At 44.8% G+C, this 21,059-nt stretch carries 19 protein-coding genes; 9 read left to right on the top strand and 10 right to left on the bottom strand.

Annotated elements, in window-relative coordinates; translation table 11 throughout:
- Positions 1-20 precede the first annotated feature (20 nt).
- The 5 genes from ubiB to rraA all read right to left on the bottom strand — a co-directional run bounded on the left by ubiB (position 21) and on the right by rraA (position 4,966).
- The gene (gene ubiB / locus BW947_RS09075; protein ID WP_076498715.1) at positions 21-1,670 is read right to left on the bottom strand and encodes a ubiquinone biosynthesis regulatory protein kinase UbiB; all 1,650 of its coding nucleotides are present in this window, start codon (positions 1,668-1,670) and stop codon (positions 21-23) included.
- Positions 1,667-2,287: a ubiquinone biosynthesis accessory factor UbiJ gene (locus tag BW947_RS09070; RefSeq protein WP_076498712.1), complete on the bottom strand. Its 621-nt coding sequence runs from the start codon at positions 2,285-2,287 to the stop codon at positions 1,667-1,669. The genes ubiB and BW947_RS09070 overlap by 4 nt, the downstream gene beginning before the upstream one ends.
- A complete protein-coding gene (gene ubiE, locus BW947_RS09065) occupies positions 2,287-3,042 on the bottom strand; it encodes a bifunctional demethylmenaquinone methyltransferase/2-methoxy-6-polyprenyl-1,4-benzoquinol methylase UbiE (protein ID WP_076498710.1) in 756 nt (251 codons plus the stop codon). The genes BW947_RS09070 and ubiE overlap by 1 nt, the downstream gene beginning before the upstream one ends.
- 244 nt (positions 3,043-3,286) lie before the next feature.
- Positions 3,287-4,351, bottom strand: coding sequence for a formimidoylglutamase (locus tag BW947_RS09060; protein WP_076498707.1), 1,065 nt, complete (start codon positions 4,349-4,351; stop codon positions 3,287-3,289).
- A 129-nt stretch (positions 4,352-4,480) separates the two neighbouring features.
- A complete protein-coding gene (rraA, locus tag BW947_RS09055) occupies positions 4,481-4,966 on the bottom strand; it encodes a ribonuclease E activity regulator RraA (RefSeq protein WP_076498704.1) in 486 nt (161 codons plus the stop codon).
- A gap of 300 nt (positions 4,967-5,266) precedes the next feature.
- On the opposite strand from rraA, the gene BW947_RS09050 reads away from it, so the two are divergent.
- From BW947_RS09050 to BW947_RS09040, 3 genes are all read left to right on the top strand, one after another.
- Positions 5,267-5,512: a YgjV family protein gene (locus BW947_RS09050; protein ID WP_076498702.1), complete on the top strand. Its 246-nt coding sequence runs from the start codon at positions 5,267-5,269 to the stop codon at positions 5,510-5,512.
- Positions 5,513-5,667: 155 nt separating this feature from the next.
- Positions 5,668-7,110, top strand: a complete 1,443-nt coding sequence (locus tag BW947_RS09045; RefSeq protein ID WP_076498700.1) for a thioesterase — start codon at positions 5,668-5,670, stop codon at positions 7,108-7,110.
- 185 nt (positions 7,111-7,295) lie between these two features.
- Positions 7,296-7,517 carry a DUF6500 family protein gene (locus tag BW947_RS09040; RefSeq protein ID WP_076498699.1) on the top strand — a complete coding sequence of 74 codons (222 nt, stop codon included), beginning with the start codon at positions 7,296-7,298 and terminating at the stop codon, positions 7,515-7,517.
- Positions 7,518-7,528: 11 nt separating this feature from the next.
- On the opposite strand, the gene BW947_RS09035 is transcribed toward BW947_RS09040, so the two are convergent.
- From BW947_RS09035 to BW947_RS09020, 4 genes are all read right to left on the bottom strand, one after another.
- A complete protein-coding gene (locus BW947_RS09035) occupies positions 7,529-8,146 on the bottom strand; it encodes a DedA family protein (RefSeq protein WP_076498697.1) in 618 nt (205 codons plus the stop codon).
- A 213-nt stretch (positions 8,147-8,359) separates the two neighbouring features.
- Positions 8,360-9,280, bottom strand: coding sequence for a manganese-dependent inorganic pyrophosphatase (locus BW947_RS09030; RefSeq protein WP_076498696.1), 921 nt, complete (start codon positions 9,278-9,280; stop codon positions 8,360-8,362).
- Positions 9,281-9,414: 134 nt separating this feature from the next.
- On the bottom strand, positions 9,415-9,876 hold the full coding sequence (locus tag BW947_RS09025) for a NanQ anomerase/TabA/YiaL family protein (RefSeq protein ID WP_076498694.1): 462 nt from the start codon (positions 9,874-9,876) through the stop codon (positions 9,415-9,417).
- 136 nt (positions 9,877-10,012) lie between these two features.
- Complete coding sequence (locus BW947_RS09020; protein ID WP_076498692.1) at positions 10,013-12,406, bottom strand: TonB-dependent receptor plug domain-containing protein; 2,394 nt, start codon at positions 12,404-12,406, stop codon at positions 10,013-10,015.
- A gap of 473 nt (positions 12,407-12,879) precedes the next feature.
- On the opposite strand from BW947_RS09020, the gene BW947_RS09015 reads away from it, so the two are divergent.
- The 6 genes from BW947_RS09015 (at position 12,880) to BW947_RS08990 (ending at position 18,185) form a co-directional block, all read left to right on the top strand.
- Positions 12,880-13,455 (top strand): LON peptidase substrate-binding domain-containing protein, encoded by a 576-nt coding sequence (locus BW947_RS09015; RefSeq protein ID WP_076498690.1) that lies wholly within the window; start codon positions 12,880-12,882, stop codon positions 13,453-13,455.
- Between the two features lie 58 nt (positions 13,456-13,513).
- Positions 13,514-14,431, top strand: coding sequence for a pseudouridine synthase (locus BW947_RS09010; RefSeq protein ID WP_076498688.1), 918 nt, complete (start codon positions 13,514-13,516; stop codon positions 14,429-14,431).
- A 148-nt stretch (positions 14,432-14,579) separates the two neighbouring features.
- Positions 14,580-15,017, top strand: coding sequence for a hypothetical protein (locus tag BW947_RS09005; protein ID WP_076498686.1), 438 nt, complete (start codon positions 14,580-14,582; stop codon positions 15,015-15,017).
- A gap of 383 nt (positions 15,018-15,400) precedes the next feature.
- Positions 15,401-16,315, top strand: a complete 915-nt coding sequence (locus BW947_RS09000) for a dTDP-4-dehydrorhamnose reductase family protein (RefSeq protein ID WP_076498685.1) — start codon at positions 15,401-15,403, stop codon at positions 16,313-16,315.
- Positions 16,316-16,323: 8 nt separating this feature from the next.
- Positions 16,324-17,586 carry a sensor histidine kinase gene (locus BW947_RS08995; protein WP_076498683.1) on the top strand — a complete coding sequence of 421 codons (1,263 nt, stop codon included), beginning with the start codon at positions 16,324-16,326 and terminating at the stop codon, positions 17,584-17,586.
- Between the two features lie 47 nt (positions 17,587-17,633).
- Positions 17,634-18,185, top strand: coding sequence for a response regulator transcription factor (locus tag BW947_RS08990; RefSeq protein ID WP_076498681.1), 552 nt, complete (start codon positions 17,634-17,636; stop codon positions 18,183-18,185).
- Between the two features lie 181 nt (positions 18,186-18,366).
- Here BW947_RS08990 and BW947_RS08985 read toward each other — a convergent pair whose 3' ends face one another.
- Entirely contained in the window at positions 18,367-20,703 is a 2,337-nt protein-coding gene (locus BW947_RS08985; RefSeq protein ID WP_076498679.1) for a M4 family metallopeptidase, read from the bottom strand.
- Between the last annotated feature and the right edge of the window lie 356 nt (positions 20,704-21,059).

Below are 21,059 nucleotides of genomic sequence, written 5' to 3'. Positions count from 1 at the left end.
CTCTGATTTATTAGTGCTAGCTAAAATTTGCGATTCTTTGGCCTAGATCGCCATCCGACAAACCATAATATAACGCCTGAGATGAGACATATATAAGGGGTCCATAGTGTAGCGTCTCTATTGATCAATAACGTGCCGCAGATCAATAAAATAGCAGAAGTGATAAGCAAGTAATTACTCTTATGTGCCTGCTGTTGATATTTCAAATATTTATCTAGCATTTGTTGCTGAGAGCTCAGCAATTTCCTACCTAACTTAAGATTATCGTAAATCAGTTCAGGAAATTCTGGCAGTTTATCAGCCCAATATGGCAGTTTGGTGGATACCTTTTTAAACATCGCCTTAGGACCGACCTGCTCGGCCATCCACTGCTCTAAAAACGGTTTAGCCGTTTGCCATAAATCCAGCTGTGGATATAACTGACGGCCTAAACCTTCAATATAAAGTAAAGTTTTTTCCAGCAGTACCAACTGTGGTTGCACCACAATATCGAAGTGACGCGCGGTGCGAAATAGTTCGAGTAGCACATGGCCAAAGGAGATTTCGTCCAGCGGTTTGTTAAACATAGGTTCACATACCACTTTTACCGCTTGTTCAAAGGCTTGCAGGTCAGTTTTTTCTGATACCCAACCAGATTCAATATAGAGTTGGGCGATTCGGTGATAATCGCGATTAAAGAAGGCGAGGAAATTCTCAGCTAGATAGCGTTTGTCGACATCGCTGAGCGTGCCCATAATGCCGCAGTCTAACCCGATGTAATAGGGGTTTTCTGGATGGTCACGGGAAATAAAGATATTGCCTGGATGCATGTCAGCATGGAAAAAGTTATCGCGAAACACTTGGGTGAAAAATAGCTCAACACCGCGCTCAGCTAATAGCTTGAAATTGGTGCCTTGCGCGGTTAATGCCGCGATATCAGACACAGGAATACCGTAAATACGCTCCATAACCATTAGGCGCGGGTAACAGAACTCCTCATACACATAAGGTACATAGAGCGCATCTGAGCCGAGGAAGTTATTGCGCAGCTTTATGGCGTTTAAGGCTTCGAGTTTAAGGTTGAGTTCACCTAAAATTGTCACGCGATAATCTTCAATCACTTCAGCTGGACGTAGGCGGTTACCTTCACCGAGGAGACATTCAATCAACTTGGCGGTTTGCGACATTAACTGCAGATCCGCTTTGATTTTATCTTCCACATTGGGGCGCAATACTTTTAGAACAATATCTTTGCCGTTTGATCTTAAGGTTGCGGTATGCACCTGAGAAATAGAGGCTGAGGCCAGTGGCGTTTCATTAAAGTCATCGAAGAGTGATTCAATTGGCGCTTTTAGTTCTGCCTCAATCGCTTGGCGTGCTAGAGCACCATCAAATGGTGGGACTTTGTCCTGTAGCATGGCCAATTCACTGGCCCATTCATCGCTTAGTAAATCGCGGCGAGTCGACAACATTTGCCCGAGTTTAATATACACAGGACCAAGTTCTTGCATCGCCAGCTTTAAGCGTTCGCCACCAGGTTTTTGTTTATGTTTATTGCGGATCCAAAACAGGCTATTGCGGGCGAGTTTAAAGTACCAAGGTGTCATCTTTGGCGGCAATACGTCATCTAATCCGTATTGAAGTAAGGTCTTGATGACGTGGTAGCCGCGGCGGACACTGGCAAAGGTCATGGCTTAATTTGATCTCTTAATTGGGCTATCCGTTGTTCAATCGCGCGGGTATCGGCAACTAAATCATCCATTTGATCGCGAAAATGAATTAACTCAATCCGATGTGGCGCGAGGCGATACTCTTCGACTGCGAGTTGCCCTAAATGCGAGCGTGTTTTACATAACACCTCAAGCGCGAAGTTTTTGGCTTGCCGCCCTGAACTGATGAGCTTATGCGTGGGTCCATCACCTAAATAGCGGGATATTGGTTCGGCAAAGTCAAACTCAATACCGCGTAGATAATGGCTAAAGCTTTGTAATAAATTGAGGTCGCCCTCAAGTTTGAGCTTATCTTGTTTAATCAATTCGGTGAGGTTTGCGCCTTCACTCACGCGATAAAGCGTAGTTACATCGGCGTGTAGACTGACATCAACGTCACCTTCATAGCGGCTCAATACTTGGATTTCTTTGGCAAAAATCAAATAGATTGGCCAGCTGAGCTGCGACAATTGGATGCGAAACACTTTGCCATGCAGTTGGCGCTGGCGCGAATAGTCGTCACCGGCTTGAGCCTGAATTTTTTTCAGGCCCGTTTCAATAGCGGCGCAAATGAGCAGTACCACTTCTTGCGGCATCATTAGAATTTATAGCCACGGTGTAATGCAACAATACCGTCAGTCATGTTGGTGTAATCGCATTGCTCAAAGCCTGCATCTACCATCATTTGCTTCAGCGTGTCTTGGTCTGGATGCATGCGAATAGATTCAGCTAGATATTCGTAGCTGTCGGCATCTTTAGTGATGAACTCACCCATCTTAGGTAAAACTTTGAAGCTATATAAATCATACACTTTACGCATGATTTCATGCTGAGGCTTAGAAAACTCTAGCACTAATAGTTTGCCGCCTGGCTTAAGGACGCGGTTCATTGAACGTAGCGCGGCATCTTTATCGGTTACGTTACGTAAACCAAAAGCGATGGTAATGATGTCGAAGTGATTATCGGGAAACGGCAGCGCTTCAGCGTTTGCTTGTACATAACTGACATTGTTCACTATGCCCTTGTCACGCAGCTTAGTGCGGCCGACTTTCAACATAGAATCGTTAATATCGGCTAAAACCACTTCACCTTTATCACCCACTAAGTGAGAGAATTTTGCGGTTAAGTCGCCTGTGCCGCCAGCTAAGTCGAGCACTTTCATGCCAGGGCGGGCGCCAGACACTTCAATGGTGTAGCGCTTCCAGTAGCGGTGAATGCCGAATGACATCACATCATTCATTATGTCGTATTTCGCGGCAACAGAATGAAACACGCCGGCAACGAGTTCGGCTTTTTTATCAGCCTCTACGGTTTTGTAACCAAAGTGGGTACTTTTAGATTCGCCCTCAGACATCAATGTGTTCCTATTTGTTTTGCAATGTATTAGCTGCGAGTGTAAGCCATCGCCTGCATTTGCTGAATCTTTGATCTATCACTCTGTGATCGAGCTAATAAACTAACTTCAATACCTTAGCTTAAGGCAGACTCCATCAGGCTTTAGATGAAGTGCTCATAGACCACATAAATGGACTGGCATTAGACCACAATATCAGGATTTGGTGAATAGCTTAGCGTCTTGTTGGATGCTAAGTAGTAGATTACTGTGTTAAAAATGCTGTGCGCGCTTGTATATAGGCGTAGATAAGCTCGCTTAAACTCTGGCCTACGTCTCTTAATCCAGCTTCAATACCTGCCTCGTGGCAACTTGGTGCAGCTTCAGCTAAATGCAAATAAGCGCAAGGGCAATGACGGGCAATATAACTGACATAATGCGCGGCATCGAGCAAGGGCACACCGGCTATGGTTGAGGCGCTACTGGGCATTTTAGCAATTGCATCGACGTCCAGCTCTAACCCAACGGGCAAACCTGTATCATTCAGTTTGGCGGCGATATCAACTAAAGCCTCGCTAAGGCTGAGTTCGCGGCGAATCCAAATTTGCTGCAAACTATGCCAAGTACCACCAAATTCTGTGAGTTGACTTAGATTCGTTTCACTGTTTTTTAATTCGTGTAAACCCAGCACATGGTAATAACCTAAGGCGTCGCGATCGGCTGCGTAACTAAAACCATTGCCGCTGTGACGACCTTCGAGCAGCCTAAAATCAGAGTGGGGATCGAGATTTACCGCTGCCACTTGGCGCTGATAATGGCTGTAAGTCGCCATTAATAAGCCATAGGCATTGTTGTGGCCACCGCCGATGAGTATGGGCTCTAAACCTGCTGTTAAAATAGCACTGACGATGCGAATAACGCGCTCGTCTAATTGCTCAACCGCATCGCGTAATTCACCTAAGGTGACGACAGTCTTATCTGCTGTGTTACTTGTGGTTTGTTGCTGTAAATCGGCAGTATTCACTTGGCCTAATACTAGGCATTCAGTACCAGATAAGAAGCGATTAGATTGTAGATTAAGCCATTGGCGCATGCTGGCAGTAAAAGCATCGGTCGCGCCGCTGCGGCCTAAATTGGCACGTGGGCCAATATCTTCGCTAACGCCAATAATGGCAAAGCGTGCACCGTGTGCTCTTGCCGTTACGAGAATCGTCTCTAAAGGATGTTCGTGATTAGCCAAATGGACGCATTGGCCTAACTTAGTTTCGCCATTTCTTACGCTGACGAGTGAGGCTATATCGGTGTGGGTAAAGGGAATTAATTCAGGCATAGATGAGTATTCTTATTCGGCCGGAGTCAAGCTATTGTGGCGCAGTGTAGGGCGGGGATTCAATGGGAAATGCTAAAAATAGTGAATAAAAAAGCCAGCTTAGCTGGCTTTCTTGGCTAGGCAGTGAGATTACTCAATGTCCAGAGGTTCAGGTGATAAAATTACACCTGTGTTATCTGCATAGATATGATCGCCAGGTAAGAAAGTCACGCCGCCAAAGTTGACCGGAATTTCGACTTCACCTACTGAATTACCATCAGCACCGACTGGAATTGAAGCAACGGCTTGAATGCCGATATCTAATTCTTCCAATGCATCGACATCGCGCACAGAACCGTAAACGATAATGCCTTCCCAGTTGTTTCTGACCGCAAGCTCTGCAATAGCACCATCGATCAGCGCACGGCGTAATGAACCACCACCGTCAATGAGTAAGACTTTACCTTGGCCGTCTTCTTGTAAGACATCGACGATAAGGCCGTTGTCTTCAAAGCACTTGATGGTGCTGATAGAGCCGCCAAAAGAGCTACAACCACCGTAGTTACTGAACATGGGCTCGACTACATCTACGACATCTAAGTACATGTCACATAGTTCTGAGGTGTTGTATTCCATATTTACACTCCTATTGATCCGCGTTGCGTACAGTTTAGCGAGTTTACGCCAGTATAAAAGGGATTATTAAAAAGAAAAGTGTTATCAATCACGGTATTGTTGCCACTTGATTATTAATACGTCGACGGTAAACCGTTGGCGGCTGGCTAAGACTTACTCTCTGTGATTCAGTAACGACTCATTATGGCTATCTTGAGAGGTATTTTGGCCGTATATTCAACAGTGTATTAACTTCATTTGCCTTAGGTAAGTGGATACATCATTATATTTATGGATGATAATAGCCTGCGGGGGGCATGAGTGGAAGATATCAACACGGTTGAAATTATTGGTTATTTTGCTTCCATCATGGTGGCTATTTCTCTGACAATGAAAAATATTATTTGGTTGCGATGGCTCAATTTTGTGGGTTGTACTTTGTTTGTTATTTACGGTGTATTTATTTCGGCTTGGCCAGTTGCGGGAATGAATGCATTTGTTGCTGGTATTAATATCTATCATTTAATCAAAATTTATCGTGCTAAAGCAAACTCTACAGCCGTTTAAGTTATGTTTGGTTGTGGCTCTAACGTTTGTCATCAACGGTTAATTCGTTACTAGCTGGGAGAACACGCTTAGCGTATAATTTCGGCACTTTTGCTGTTAGTTCCTTTCAGCACGTCTATATTGGCCTAGTCTGGCCGTTAATTATGTTGTTATAAATGAGCCTGAAAAAATTTACTCAGTACAAACTACTGTTTTTAATGTTGTTATCGCTTTGTGTTTTACTTCCTTTTATCCCAGATCAGGCTTATCACATTCCTGGCCCTGATATCGCTAAGCAAAACTTTCATGTTATTGAGTTTAATGATCAAGGCCAAGCCCATGACGAAAGGCAATGGCAAGGTTTAGATGCGCGTATTTTACAGCCTAATAATGGCACGCCTCCTGAGTTACTAATTTTCGTGCATGGCTGGCACCATAGCGCGCATCCACAGGATGAAAACTTTATCGCTTTTGAGCAATTTTATCAGCAGATGGCAGAGTCTGATGTCCAACGTAACTTACTAGGCTTATATATTGGTTGGCGTGGCGACAAATACGATCCTTTTTGGCTTGATGGCTCCGAAGATGCGACGAGCTGGATTGAACCCTTAGACTTTCCCACTATTTTACAGCGCAAGCGTGTTGCTAAACGCATAGGCCAAGAAGGGTTATCTCAGCTATTAGATAAACTCGACAGCTTAGTAACACAACATAAATTGCTGCGTTATACCGTAATAGGTCATAGTTTGGGCGGCTCGGTAGTATTACATGCCAGTAAAAATCGCATTAAAGCTGCGATTGATCATCAGCAGGATAATCCTAATTTATTTTTACTGTTAAACCCTGCCGTGCCCGCTAAAGATTATCAGCCATTAGATACCTTGGTCAGCCTCGACAGGCAAAAGCCCAGTATGGTGGTGTTGCAGTCCAAGGGTGATTTTGCGGTAAAAGAAGCCTTTAATTATATTAAAGATGGTGAGCGGGCGGTCGGTAATTCTTGGGCCATTACCCATGATATCGATAGATGCTCTGGCGGCAACTGTAATACTCCGATGAAAATGCCTTCAGCTTTGATGGCGCACGATAAAATTCCTGGCTGTATGATGACGCTACCACATTCAGGCTGGAAAATTCGTGCTCGCTTGCAAGCTCGTCGTACCGTACAAACCTGTCCTGACGCGAATATGCAAGCAGTGTGGGTACTGGCAGTATCGGATGAAATTGTCTCTGGGCACAATGGTATTCTGACCCCCGCGCATGCTAAAGCCTTATCAGAGGTGATGAGCATGATCGATTTGTATCGAAATCAGCTCCCCAAACATGCTGTTGAAACTCCCGCTAACCAAGATTTAGGTGCTTTAGCGCCAGAGTCTGAAAATAACAGTAGTGAAGCTGAAAAGGCTGTGCCGGCCGAGCCCGTAGTGATTGTCGAGCCCTTGCCTGAGCAAACAGTAGAACCAACGCCAGAACAAAACTCATCAACAGAGCCGCCAACTCAACCGCGAGTAATTGAAGTCGCTCCAAAGGCATTAGTCGCTCCAGAATTGGAACTTGAACCAGAATCTAAGCCAAATGAGGCTGTAGAAGGTCAATCTAAATCTAAGCTTGAAACGGAGTGAGGGGACATTGTTCTGCCTCATCTGCGGTTAACGCTATGATTTGCGCTTGAGTTTTTGAGGTTAATTTTTCAAATCGACCGTTATATAAAGGTGATATGGTTTCACGCTGTTGTTCGCTGTGTTATAGCTTGTGTGCTGATGAGGTATGAGCAACATCCATTATTCGATTAAGGCTACGAGAAAATATGCGGGCGACATTGAGAGCAAAAATTATTGAGGTGTGTCATAAAAAAATTGCAGCCAAAGGCGATAATGTCGGTGTTTCATTTTACGCGTTTTTTGCCAATAAAAATGATAACCCAGCATTGTTGATGGAGGCTGCAACGTGGTGGATCCATACTCATCAATTAGATCATTTTGTAAAAGCTCATAAAATCATCGAGATGATCAACAATGAGGCGCAATAATCAGTAAGTTGTTATTTACTGTCGCTTTTGAGCTGCCATTTACGCCAAATAAAGACCAGTAATGCAGCGAGTAATAAGCTAATAATGGCCCATGCGGGGTATTTATGTTGATGATAAAACGCCAATATAGGTGCTATTTGATCGCGGATTAATACTGGGCCCAAGCCAAATAATGTTACCCAAATGCTGGTGGCAAGACTATTGCCAATAATAAATTGCTTAAGCGGCATTTTAGCGAGGCCGCAGCCGATAAACATGAATTGTTTTAAACCCTCAACAAATCGGCTCAACACTAACGCCGCAATACCATATTGACTAATAACGCTGTGAATTTTGTCTTCAAGTTGCGGTTTTATCCAGCCTTTTTTGAGTAACACATCGCCAAAGCGCCAACCGATAAAATAGCCCAAACTATTACCACTGAGTGCGCCGCACGCGGCAACGATCAGTACCAATGGTAATGACATTTGTCCTGTGGCCGCTAATAAACTGGCGACAATTAATAACGATTGTCCTGGGGCGGGAATACCAAACCCTTCTACCGCGATGGCGACAAACAGCAAAAAATAGCCATATTCCTGCAGCCAAGGTGTGAGTTCAGTGATGATGTGTTGCAGTGCTTCGGGCATAACCTCTGAATAGTCTCTAAAAGATTCGCAGAATAATGGCTCATCATACCTGTGAAACTTAACGTCTGGGTAGCCCCGTGAATAAAGTTTCATTCCTACTTGAGCTGACTCGCTAAGCACTAAATAGCTCAGTGGATACGATATGCAAGTAATAGCATTTATAAAAAAGCCGAACTGAGTTCGGCTTTTTTATTTGTGCTTAGATTAGCGCGATCAAGCAAATGCGGCTTGTAGTTGCGGTACAACTTGTTTTTTACGGCTTAATACGCCGTCTAACCACACTTTGCCATCGACGGTGGGTTTACCGTAGGCACGTTGGGTTAGGTCACTATCATCGGATACGATTAATAGCTCAGAGCCTTCTTTCATAATGTCTGTCAGTAGCAATAATACGCTGTGGCGATTGCCTTCAACTTTTAACGCTTTGATATCGGCTTCTAACTCGGCTTTGATATCATCAAATACTGATAGATCAATGACTTCTAATTGGCCGATGCCAACTAAGTGGCCGTTCATGTTGAAGTCTTTAAAGTCACGCATTACTAAATCGCGTGCAGGCGTACCTTGAACAGCAGATTTCACTTTGAACATTTCCATGCCCAACTCTTTAAAATCTTCAATGCCCGCGATTTCAGCTAACGCTTCAACGCAGCGAATATCAGCTGTGGTGCAAGTGGGTGACTTGAAAATCACGGTATCGCTCAGAATGGCGCACATCATGATACCCGCAATATTTTTAGGGATTGCGACTTGGTAAAAATCGTACATCATTTTAATAATGGTGTTGCTACAGCCTACTGGACGGATCCAGCATTCTAGCGGCGTGTCAGTGGTCAGATCGCCTAGCTTGTGATGATCGACAATACCAACGATAGTGGCTTTGGCAATATCATCCGGTGCTTGAGTTAGCTCTGAATGGTCAACAATATACACTTGCTCGCCCGCATAGCTGGTTTTGTATTCTGGTGCTTCAAAACCGAAACGTTGCAGAATAAAGGCGGTTTCAGGTGACAATTCGCCTAAACGTGCGGCAATGGCTTCTTCACCGATTTGGTTTTTTAAATAGGCTAATGCGATAGCACCGCAGATTGAATCAGAATCGGGGATCTTGTGACCGACAACGTAAATGGGCATTTCAGGGACTCTCCTTTAAATTTGTGACAATTTTAGCAATATTTAGCGCGATTCGGAAATAGCCAAAGCGCATATCACTGCGCATTTAAGTCGCTATTGTGCTAACAATATTTTGCTTAAATACGGCTCAAGACTTAGATTTTTACTTTTATCACAACTTTGCGAACTGCGGTGGCAACATCACCAGCACCGGGCATATGTATGTCACCGGGAAAAAATAGTGCAAACATACCCGCTTTAAGTTGCACAAAAGAGGCGTCGGCTTTGTTGCTCTGGTAATCAAACTCAGCGTAATCGTGTTTCTCAAAATAAGCTTTTGAAGGGGTTTGATCTGCTAAAGGTAAGTAACCAAACTCTTCTTCACCGCTAACAACATATTGAACATCGATATATTTTTGATGAACTTCAAAGGGTTTTGTCGATTTAGGTTCAGTTTGATAGTCATTAACGATGACAAAAATATTATCGCCATCGAGGGGGTAATTACCCACGGGTAACTGACTAAAGTCGGTTGTTGCTAAATGGGCTAACGCAGTAGCAAGGCGAGGACTTAAAGACTGATAAATATGACGGTTAGCTAAGGTATCAACAATCATGGATTACTCGATATGGCAAAAGTGAAAGGAGTGCATGGTAAGGATTATAATCAGATTACTGCTATTAAGACATAAAAAAGCAGGCCACATAATGGCCTGCTATTGCATCAAGTATCACTATCTTAGGTAAAATAGCTTAGTAAGTGTATTTAGCTTCTAAGAAGTAGTAACCCCCATTAAAGCCAAATGGCGTGTTAGTTAATGGGTATACGAAGATACCATTGTAGTTGTTGTCATCAGGACGTTTTTCTGGATAAACATCAAATAAGTTTTGTACTCCGGCGGTGAAACTTAGCGCGTCAGTCGCAGCATATCTGACAGACAGATCCATCACCCACTGGTCGCTATAGTTCACATCACCCGTTGAATAACCCACAGTGTAATCGCCAAAATAACTCAGACGAATATTGGTTTTAAAGTCACCTAACTCATGGGTCAAGCCTAAGTTGCCCGTGTTATTAGGTGTTGCCGAGGTCATACGAGTTTGTTCGATAGAATCAAACAGTTCTGGGCCTAAATCATCTAAAATTTGTGGGAAATGAATATCTTGGATTTCAGTTTTATTGTAGGCATAGGCTAAGTTTGCTCGTAAGTTACCCCAAGAACCGATATCAAAATCTTGGCTTACGACAAGATCAACTCCACGGGTACGGGTATCGACCGCATTGATAAAGAAGCGTGCCGACTCCGCATTGGTTCCTGCTAGCGCAGCAGCAACGGCGGGTGAATCATCGGCGGTAACAGAGCTTGACAGAATAATGCGATCATCAATGGAGATCTGATACGCATCTAAAGTTGCTGCTAACCCTGTGTCATTGGTATACACCAAGCCTAAGCTAAAGGACTGAGATAACTCAGGATCTAATTTATTAATTCCCAGTGCCTTAGTGACGGGTGACAGGGTATTGAAAGTGCCTGATTCAACTGGCTCTAGCTGACCCGTAACAGGATCTGGGTTAAACAGCGTCGAGATATTACTGAAGTACAACTGTTGCACGCTCGGGGCTCTAAAGCCGGTATTAACTGTTCCGCGCAGGGCTAAGTTGTCGGTAAAATCGTAACGGCCTGCTAATTTCCAGCTGGTGTTGCCACCAAAGTCCGAATAGTTTTCGTAACGCAGTGCTGCTGCCCAGTAAAACTTATCCGTTAACTGGTTTTCTAGCTCCGCATAAACGCCCGTGTTATCACGGGTTTCATCGACTTCTGATTCTGGAGTAAAACCCGTGAAACCTTGGCTACCTCCTGCGCGATTATCGTAACCACCATTGATATAAGAGTTTTCCTCACCTGCTTCAATTTCATAGCCATTTTGGCGCCATGAAACACCTGTCGCAAACAGAATCTCTGAATCATTAACGAAGGCAAAGTAGCGTGAAGCATCAATATTGAGATTGGTCTCGCTGGTGGATAGGGTGCCCGCATCAAACTCGGTTTGGCTATCTGGGCCTAAAGAGGCATTCAAGCTATTAACAATATTGTATTTAAACGAGTTAGCGCCATAACCTGCAGAGGTGTCGATATTCCACTCGCCGAGGTTAGTTTCATAACCCACAACTAAGGAAGAGTCGATAATTTTAGGGTTGATTTCTGGTAAAAAACCATCAGGATATATTTCGGTTAAATTACGGTCATCAAGTGAGCGGCGATAGAAGGCGCCAGACTTCGTTTCGCGCTGGCTAATACCACCAAATGCATAGAGTTTACTGTCACCGGCAAGAGGTTGTGCCGCATTGATAAACAAGCCTAGGTTGTCATATTCGGCATCACCCACTTGGTGGCTTTTACGATTAAATGTGGCTTCGCGGGGATCATCTGAACCGTCAGGTTGTTTAGCATACTGCTGGCGTGGGTCTAATCCGGCGCGATTGGTGCTGTTTTTGTGGTGTGCTTCTAGGGCTACATTGACAAAACCATCATCACTTAAACTGATGCCGTGGTTCACGCCGACACGCCATTGCTCACCATCTCCCATATAAGTCTGTCCCGCTTGGGCTGATACGCTACCGCCTTGATCGCTGTCTTTGAGCACCACGTTAATCACGCCCGCAATTGCATCCGAGCCGTATTGCGCTGAGGCACCGTCGCGTAAAATCTCGATGCGCTTAATTGCAGTCATCGGAATGGCGTTTAAGTCGACGTTAGATGAGCCTTTGCCTACAGTGCCACTTAAATGCACAAGTGCTGAACCGTGACGACGTTTGCCATTGACTAGCACTAAGGTATGGTCTGGTGACAGACCGCGTAAACTTGCTGGGCGCACCGCATCTGATCCATCGGTAACCGAGGAAAATGGAAAACTATAGCTTGGCGCCGCAAATTGTAATGCTTTGGCGGTTTCCGTCATCCCTGTGGATTCAAGTTGTTCAGCGGTAATGATATCTACTGGCGCAACACTGTCGGTTGCGGTGCGCAGGGCAATACGCGATCCAATCACTTCAATTTTCTCGAAGGCCGCTTGGGGTTCTTCGGCTTGGACTGCAGGAATAGACAGTGTGGCTGACACTGCTAATGCGATAATAGCTACGCGCATAAAAACCTCTCAATAACGTGTTTATCTCAGAGCGTTAACTCATGAGTACTTATTTAACACAAAGTAAAACTTTAAGGTCGATAAGGTTAACACTGTAACAATTGTTACATTTAGACGGATATGTGCTAACTAAGAGCCCAGCGTTATTAATCGCCTTTAAAATCAAGTCGGGAGGATAAGGATCATATTAAACCGCGTGATGCGGCGCGGCGTATGTAATGGTGCTGCTCACAGCATTGACGAGCCATCAGTTGCCTTGAGTGCATGCCTTGTCGAGGTTACTGTTAGGGGCAATATAATGGAGCGACTCGCGGCTGGGTTAGTTGGACTGAGTTTGTATCGGCCTGTTCGTTTACGGGTTGTGCTTGGTGGCTTTAGGAAGGAAATTATTTCAGCTGCTACACTTCTAAGCTAATAGGGAGTGCGAATGTGTTGAGGTTCGTTTCCTTCTATTTAAGGCGCAGGAGGTTGCAATGCAAACACGAGAAATGGCGTTACTGATGCGCGATGGTTTGTTGTTGCCACAGGGGCGGGTGGAGGTGCGTATTGCCGACCCCGGTCATTTGCGGATGGTGGCCGATGTCTTTAAGGGAAAATATGCGTTGGCATTTGCGGCCATGCGCTCCCGTGGCAGTCCACCCTGTTACCCCACCGCCACGCAGTGCGACATTATTGATTTTGATCAGCTTGAAGATGGCTCACTGAGTCTTGTGCTTGAGGGCCGCCAACGTATTAGTATTCTCTCGGCTGTGCAGGCCAAAGATAAATTATGGATAGCACGAACATTACCCTGCCGTAACTGGCAACAAGAGCCGATTAAGGGGGAGTTTGAGCTGATCAGTGCTGCATTAGAGCAGTTTTATCAGGTGAACCCCGATTTATTTGAGCTGTACTCCCAAGTGTATTTAAAAGATGCGGCTTGGGTCAGCCAGCGTTGGCTTGAAGTCTTACCTATGTATAACAAAGACAAACTCGTGCTGGTTAATCAACCTGATTGTCATAAAACCTTGGACTTTGTACTGCAGCTTATTAAGTCCCATGTGGACTGAAAAACCCTATAAAAGGTAGAATAGTGACTAACAGTCAGTAGCCGCTATTTTTAATGATATGACCGCATCAGCTCGCGCCGCCCAACCATCTCACATTGTGCTCCCTGTGGATATCACTGATAAAACCACAGTGTTTGCCTTCCTCGTACAGCACTTTTCCCGCATAGGTGAAGAGGTATGGCGCCAACGCATTTTGGACGGGAAAGTGCACTGGCGCGATGGTAGCTTGATTGCATTGGACACCCAATATCGCCCCGTTGCGCGGGTGTATTATTATCGTGAAGTCCCTGTTGAGACAAAAATCCCCTTTGTGGAACAGATCCTGTTTCAAGATGACAATATTATTTTGGCTTATAAACCGCACTTTTTACCCGTTACCCCAAGTGGTAACTATGTGAACGAATGTCTGGTGCATAGGTTGAGATTGCGAACCGGCATAGACACGATTGGACCCGCTCATCGACTCGACCGTGAAACCGCAGGTGTGATCTTAATGACCGTTTGTCCTGAAACCCGTGCCCGTTATCATCAACTTTTTATCGATGGTGCTATACGTAAAGATTATCAAGCGATTGCAAAGGTCACCCCTGATATTATTAAACAATATCAAGATGGTAGTTTAACTTTACCGCTGCATTGGACAATCAAAAACCGTATGCAGCCAAGTGAGCCTAGCTTTACCATGAAAATCGTGACAGGTGAGGCAAACACCCACTCTGAAATCAGTCTGGTAGCGATAAAGGGCGATCTTGGTTTATTTCATTTAAGCCCTATCACAGGTAAAACCCACCAACTGCGGGTGCATATGCAAAGTTTAGCTATGCCACTATTAAATGACCGCTTTTATCCAAACTTACTCGATAGGGGGCCTGATAACTTTGCAGCACCATTGAAGTTAATGGCGCAACGTTTACGGTTTATTGATCCTGTGAGCGGTATTTCGCACGATATTCAATGTGAGGGATTGGCGTTTTAATTTGTGCAAAGCATTATTTCCACTCATTACGTAAAAGGAATCGTCGTACACAATTGTGTGATTGGCGTTGCGATGATATCAATAGTATCGCCCACATTTTAATCTCTGTAATAGGGAGTGTGTAACGATTGTTTGAGGGAAGCGTGCCATGACTAAATCTTCGATGATTTCTATCTTGCTGTGCGCCACTGTGTTGGTGGGCGCTACGTATTTTGGTGACTGGACTCGGTATTCTTACGTAAAGGAGCTGACTAGCGAGATCCATAAGGCAAGCGCTGTGGTTAAACCAAAAACACCGAGTTCATCTGCGATATCAGAGGCGTTAGCGATTGAAGAACATGATGCAGTGGACCCGTATCCTAAGATGGTTTGGGATCAAATGCTGAATAATACATCGTCACATTCGTCATCATCATTAGAAGCGCAGATTGTCATTCCGAAAGCTTCAATCGTACCGAACTTCCCAATCGCTCCGGTTAAACCAAAGCAAACGAAAACCAATGCCCCCTTATTAAAAAATGTGCCCACTATAGAGCCAAGTGCAAACACGACTTTATCTGAGCCAGCAAAACAGGATTCTTTTTAATCTCTGGCTTATTCGGGGATACACAAGATTTCACACTATCGCGTTAATATCCGCTAGCGCTCGTCGGCCTAGCACTCATATTTAAATACCATACTCACTCCCAAGCGACTGTTAATAATCGGATTTTATGTCGATGTGACCAAAATGAATCACTCACACGCTCAATCGTTTACTCGTTTACTCGTTTACTCGTTTTTTGTGCTCTTTTTTATTGCGCTGCGACAGTTACTTACGATTAGTGGGGGAAGTTAAATACTGCCAGTGATTTAAGTTACGAGGTATAAAGGTTTAAGTTGTGGTGTATAAAAGTAAAAAAGTGCGTTGAATATAAAAAGCTTTTAGAATTGTCGGCCATAAACATGAAGTGAAACTAAAAGGGTGATATGGCTAAAATCATGGTGACGGGCGCGACTGGGCTACTCGGCAGAGCGGTTGTAAAGCAACTTAAATTAGCGGGGCATGAAGTCGTTGCCACCGGTTTTAACCGTGCCAGTGAGCGAGTGTATAAGCTCGACCTTACAGCCCCTACTGATGTAGAGGCATTTATCGCCCGCGAGTTACCGCAAGTCATAGTGCACTGCGCCGCTGAGCGTCGCCCCGATGTGTCAGAGCAACATCCGCAGGCGGCATTGGCGCTTAACTTAACTGCTAGCCAAACGCTCGCGATGGCAGCTAAGGCTAATAATGCTTGGCTTATCTATATTTCCACCGACTATGTATTTGATGGCGTATTTCCTAAATACGCTGAGGATGCGGCCACTCATCCGGTTAATTTTTATGGTGAATCTAAGTTAAAGGGCGAAGAGATAGTGTTAAACACCAGCTCTGACTTTGCCGTACTACGCTTGCCAATCCTTTACGGCCAAGTAGAGCAGTTAAGTGAGTCGGCGGTGTTAGTATTAGTTCACTCATTGATTGAGCGTCGCTCTCACGCTGTCGATCACTGGGCGATACGCAGCCCAACTTCGACCGCCGATATTGCCCATGGCATAGATAAGATGATAGCAAAGCATATTGACCGTTCTCTCGTGCAGGGGATTTATCATTTTAGCGCGGCAGAGGCTATGACTAAGTATCAAATGCTGCTGGTTTTAGGGGAAATGTTACAGCTCAGCACCGCGCACTTAGTACCTGAATCTACACCGATGGATAATACCCAGCGACCAAAAGATTGTAGCTTGAGTTGTACGCGATTAGCTGCGATTGGCATTCGTTCTGAGATCAATTTTGCTGCTGGCGTGCGCCAAGCATTAACGCAATCGAGCGGCGCACTTACCGCGCTGGGACTCACACTGTAGGAATCGCTATGGCTAAGATTTTAGGCACCAGCCTACCCGCTGCAGACCAAGTTGCATTGCTGCGAACTTTAGGTTTATTGCTACAAATTAGCTTAACCCTATTCGCTGCCGATACCTTTGGTCTTAGTTTGCAAATGGAGCCTCTGGTGTATGTGTTTGTGCTGGAGGTACTATACCTGTCATTCACATTAGCACTACGCAAACCTTTGTTTATTAAAGAGGGAGGTCTTTTTATTGCGTTAAGCTTAGACACCCTATTGTGGATATCTTGGCTGTACTTTTCCGGTGGCGCTACCAATGCCTTTATTTCTTTATTGCTATTACCGATAGCGCTTGCTGCGGTGACGTTACCTATCTGGGCGCCTTGGGTACTGACAGCTATTTCAACATTAGCTTACAGTGTGATGATTTTTACTGCGCTTAAATCCCCCATGCAACACCATGGCATGGGCATGAACTCTCATTATTTAGGCATGTGGTTGAACTTTGTCATTTCGGCTCTGGTGATCACAACCAGTGTGGCGTTAATCACTAAGCGTATGCATCGCCAAGACGCACTGCTAGCTTATATGCGTGAAGGACAATTGCGCCAAGAACAATTATTAGCGCTGGGTACAGTGTCGGCACAAATGGCGCACCAACTGGCGACACCGCTTTCGAGTTTGCGATTATTACTCGATGAAGTAAAAGACGACATGAATGGCACATCAATAACGATTACTGAAATGGAGACCGCTTTAAGTCGTTGCGAGCACACCCTCAACGAATTACGTTTAGCGACAGAATCCATTCGCGATCGTCGCCAACGTCCACAAAAAATAATAGAGATAATTGAAGGCTTAAAACAAAAGATTTTACTGTTAATGCCACAAACCGAACTGAACTGGCATATAAACTGTGCGCCTGAACAATTGTCTGAGCTGAGTATTTTGACCGACATGAGCCTGACGCCAGCGATCATGGCATTAATTGAAAATGCTGCCCGCGCCAGTGCTGAAACCATTAATATCCCGCAGGTGGATATTGGTTTGGATATAGCGCCAAATGCAGATCAGCTGTATTTACAGATCCGCGATTATGGCGCTGGTATTGCTCCTTCTTTAATGCCACAACTGGGGACTTTATTAGTTCAGAGTCCTAAAGGATTAGGTGCTGCGTTGTTACTTAGCCACGCGAGTTTGGAGCGTTTGGGGGCAGAGTTGATTCTGGCTAATCATCCCCAAGGCGGCACAGTCGCACAAATCCGCTTTACTATTTTAAAGACCAACTAAGAGCCAGCGTTATAGCAGAAGACTCAGGCACCTGACGAGATAACATCATGAAACGTTTGTTGATTGTAGAAGATGACCTTTCCCTTGCTAATATTTTAGGGCGACGGTTAACCCGCCACGGCTTTGAATGCCGTTTAACCCATGATGCGAGCGCGGCTTTGCTGGTGGCGCGGGAGTTTTGTCCGAGTCACATTCTGTTAGATATGAAACTTACCCAAGTCAATGGCTTAAGTTTAATTGTGCCGCTGCGTAACTTACTGCCCAAAGTGACTATGGTATTACTCACAGGCTACGCCAGCATTGCCACTGCAGTGGAGGCTATTCGCCTCGGTGCCGATAATTATTTAGCTAAACCTGTGGATACTCAAACCCTACTCGCCGCACTAGAAATGGAAGGTTATTTCCATACACTGCAACAAGATGATATCGATGACTCGCCACTCAATCCTAAGCGCTTAGAGTGGGAACATATTCAGCAAGTGCTCAATGCTAACCAAGGCAATGTGTCTGCCACTGCCCGTCAGCTCGGGATGCACCGCCGAACGTTACAACGTAAGTTGCTCAAAAAACCCGTGGGTGAAAGTGGATATTTGAAGTAACCATTATTTTTGGCATTTGGGGCTGTTGCCCCGCTCGAAGATTTGAATTCGGGAGTAAGTTGTTTGAGCATAAAAAATGCCACTCAAAAAGGCTAAGTGGCATTAACAAGAAACAAGAGTTTCATCGATGAGTAGGCGCTAGGGTTTTAGGTTAGCGCCACGTTACAATTAAACTATGTAATTAAAAATTAACGGTTTCTTCATTTGAGCAAGGACCGTTAGTTTCACATACTTTATAGGTGAAGCTCGAACCCGCAAGATCGCTGAAACGATCAATAAACGCTGAACCGCTTGAGGTACCCACGGCAACACCGTTACGGAAGATAGTGAATGCATTCGCATTACTGCCATCCCATGCCAGCGCAACACGTATGCTACCGTGACGAGACTTGTTGGCATTTTTCACTGCCATCTCTAACGCGACTTCTGGCACTTCAACCGTAAATTCTGTGGCAGTGCTTGCTGTTGCGCCATCGTTGTCGGTCACAGTTAGTGTGACTGTGTAATTGCCAGACTGAGCATACTGATGATTGACACTCGCGCCTGAAGCATTTGTGCTATCACCAAAATCCCAGCTCCACGACATCACATCGCCATCGCTGTCAGTGCTGGTACTGGTGAAACTGCCGTTACCATTAGCAAAACTGGCTGTAAAGCTTGCGATAGGATCTTGATTTGGCGTTGCATCGCCAGCGTCATAAGCACCGACCAAGTTAATGCCGGCGTAGCTACTATAGCCACTGAGCATCACCCAATAAGTACCTGTTTGGGCGGGGTCAATCAAGCAGCTCTCGTTATTACCGGCTTTGTAAGGACGGCAATCATAGCTGCTAGAGGTTGGAGCTTGGCCGTATTTAACATATATGTCGGCATCACCAGTGCCGCCTGACATATTAAAGCTTAAGTTAGTTGCACCGCTTGCTACGTCGAGTTTGTAGTACTGTTTAGAGCCTGACGAGCCACTTAACCCAGTTACAGCAATACCGTTACTTAGCTCAGTTGCTTGTGGTGGTGGCGGTGGTGGTGGCATTTCACAAGGCGTGATCCCTACTGCAGCAAACGCAGTGACGACATCGGCAGCATTTAAGCCTAAATCAGTCGCTGCTGATTTAACACCACAAGCGCCTTGCCAAAATAAACTGTCAGCAGTCCAATATAATTGGTTAGCGACAACAAATGTTTGGAATGCAGTGCGGGTATTCCAACCGGGTAAGTTGGCTAGCGTGTAGAAAGCTTTGTTGAATACACCTGAGCTGTGGTGAACGTCAATGCCATCATAGTAATCATCGATATGGCCGATTGACATACCGTCTAAGGTTGGGTCAGCCATATAGCGCAATGCACCAGCACCTTTAAATATATCAGCACCAATTAACCAGTCGTTCGTGCCATGCATGTAAAATTCAGCCGCTTCTCCCGCCATATCAGAGAAAGCTTCGTTCATGCCGCCAGACTCTGATTCGTAAATTAACGCTGAGTTTTGCTCAGTAAAACCGTGGCTCACTTCGTGTGCCGATACATCTAAACTGACTAATGGGTGGAAGGTCGTTGCGCCATCACCGAAGGTCATAGCACTGCCGTCCCAAAAGGCGTTTTCGTAGTTATTGCTGTAGTGAACCCGCATGGTTAACTGGAATGTTAACGGCGCAGTGTTGAACCACTCGCTATACATGTTGTAGATGACGTTACCAAAGTAATGCGCATCGTTTAATGGCGAGTAAGCACCGTTGATCTCTTTTACGGTATTGCGTGGGCAAGTATAAGAGAATGCCGTTGAACCAGTTGTCGCCCCGTTTAGGTTAACCGTTTTCACATTGGCTGAGTTCATGGTGCATTTATCACCGCTCACTTCAACGTCTAGGTTAGAAAAATCAACGCCGTATTCATATTGACCCGTCTTGATATTACCGCCAGGCCCTGTTCCTGTTGCTGCGTGATTAATCCCTTCCCAACGCTTAATCACTTCACCAGAGTGCGCATCAATCATAGTGAATGGGCGGCTTGGCTCATCGCCATATACAACAAAAGATGTCACATAAATGAGGCGAGTTTTAGCTGCGTCATCAAGGTAAAGCCATAGTTTAGCTTGTTTGTTTTCAGCTTTTAGGCCGGCAACTGCTTTTTCAGACTTGCCACGAATGGCAATGTCTAACGCTTTGTTCGCCGTTAATGTGGGTTTGACAAAATCGGCCGACTTTTCAATGTTTTTTAATACGCGGCCAGACATATTGTTGTAAAAACCCATGCTTGATTGTGATGTTGCAACAGAGAAACCATAAACGGGTACGTCATGGAAATATTGTTGTAAACGCTGTTTTTGCTTGCCTTTACCTAGGTCGAGTTTTTTCTCAACTTTGAGTTGGCTACCCGCGTCTAAGTTGAACTGAGACACTAAGTTGTTGCTTGAAGACGCGCTTCTGAGTGTACCAACATCGACAACATCGGCGGCAAACGCTGATGTGCCTAATGTTGCTGATACTGCAATGAAGAGTAGCGACAGTTTTTTGTTTAGCATCATGCTTGAAATCCTTTTTCCGTTTTATAAATAACGTGAAATGCCATACGACTTAACTGGCTCTAGCGAGCGTGTGTAGCGTGATTTCTATTGAGGTAAGCGACAGCTTTGCCATAACCGCAGAGCATAAGTTGTTGCTCCTGTAGAAATTCATTGCGTTTAACACTGTACCGGTGGTGGATCACCACGCAGAATTTAGATGTTATTTAAATGTAATAACACTGACAATCGTACAAATGCACTATCTTTTGTAGTCATTTAGACTCATTTAAATTTGTACTAGGGCTGATGAATTACGAAAGAATACAGAGGTGAATTGTGATTTTTCATTGTTGAAAATAGATTTAATATTACGTTTT

Origin of the sequence: Shewanella morhuae (genome assembly GCF_900156405.1) — a bacterium.
In the GTDB taxonomy this organism is placed as follows: Bacteria; Pseudomonadota; Gammaproteobacteria; order Enterobacterales; family Shewanellaceae; genus Shewanella; species Shewanella morhuae.
The sequence above is the reverse complement of the archived record's forward strand: the minus strand, read 5'-3'. Positions and strand labels throughout refer to the sequence as shown.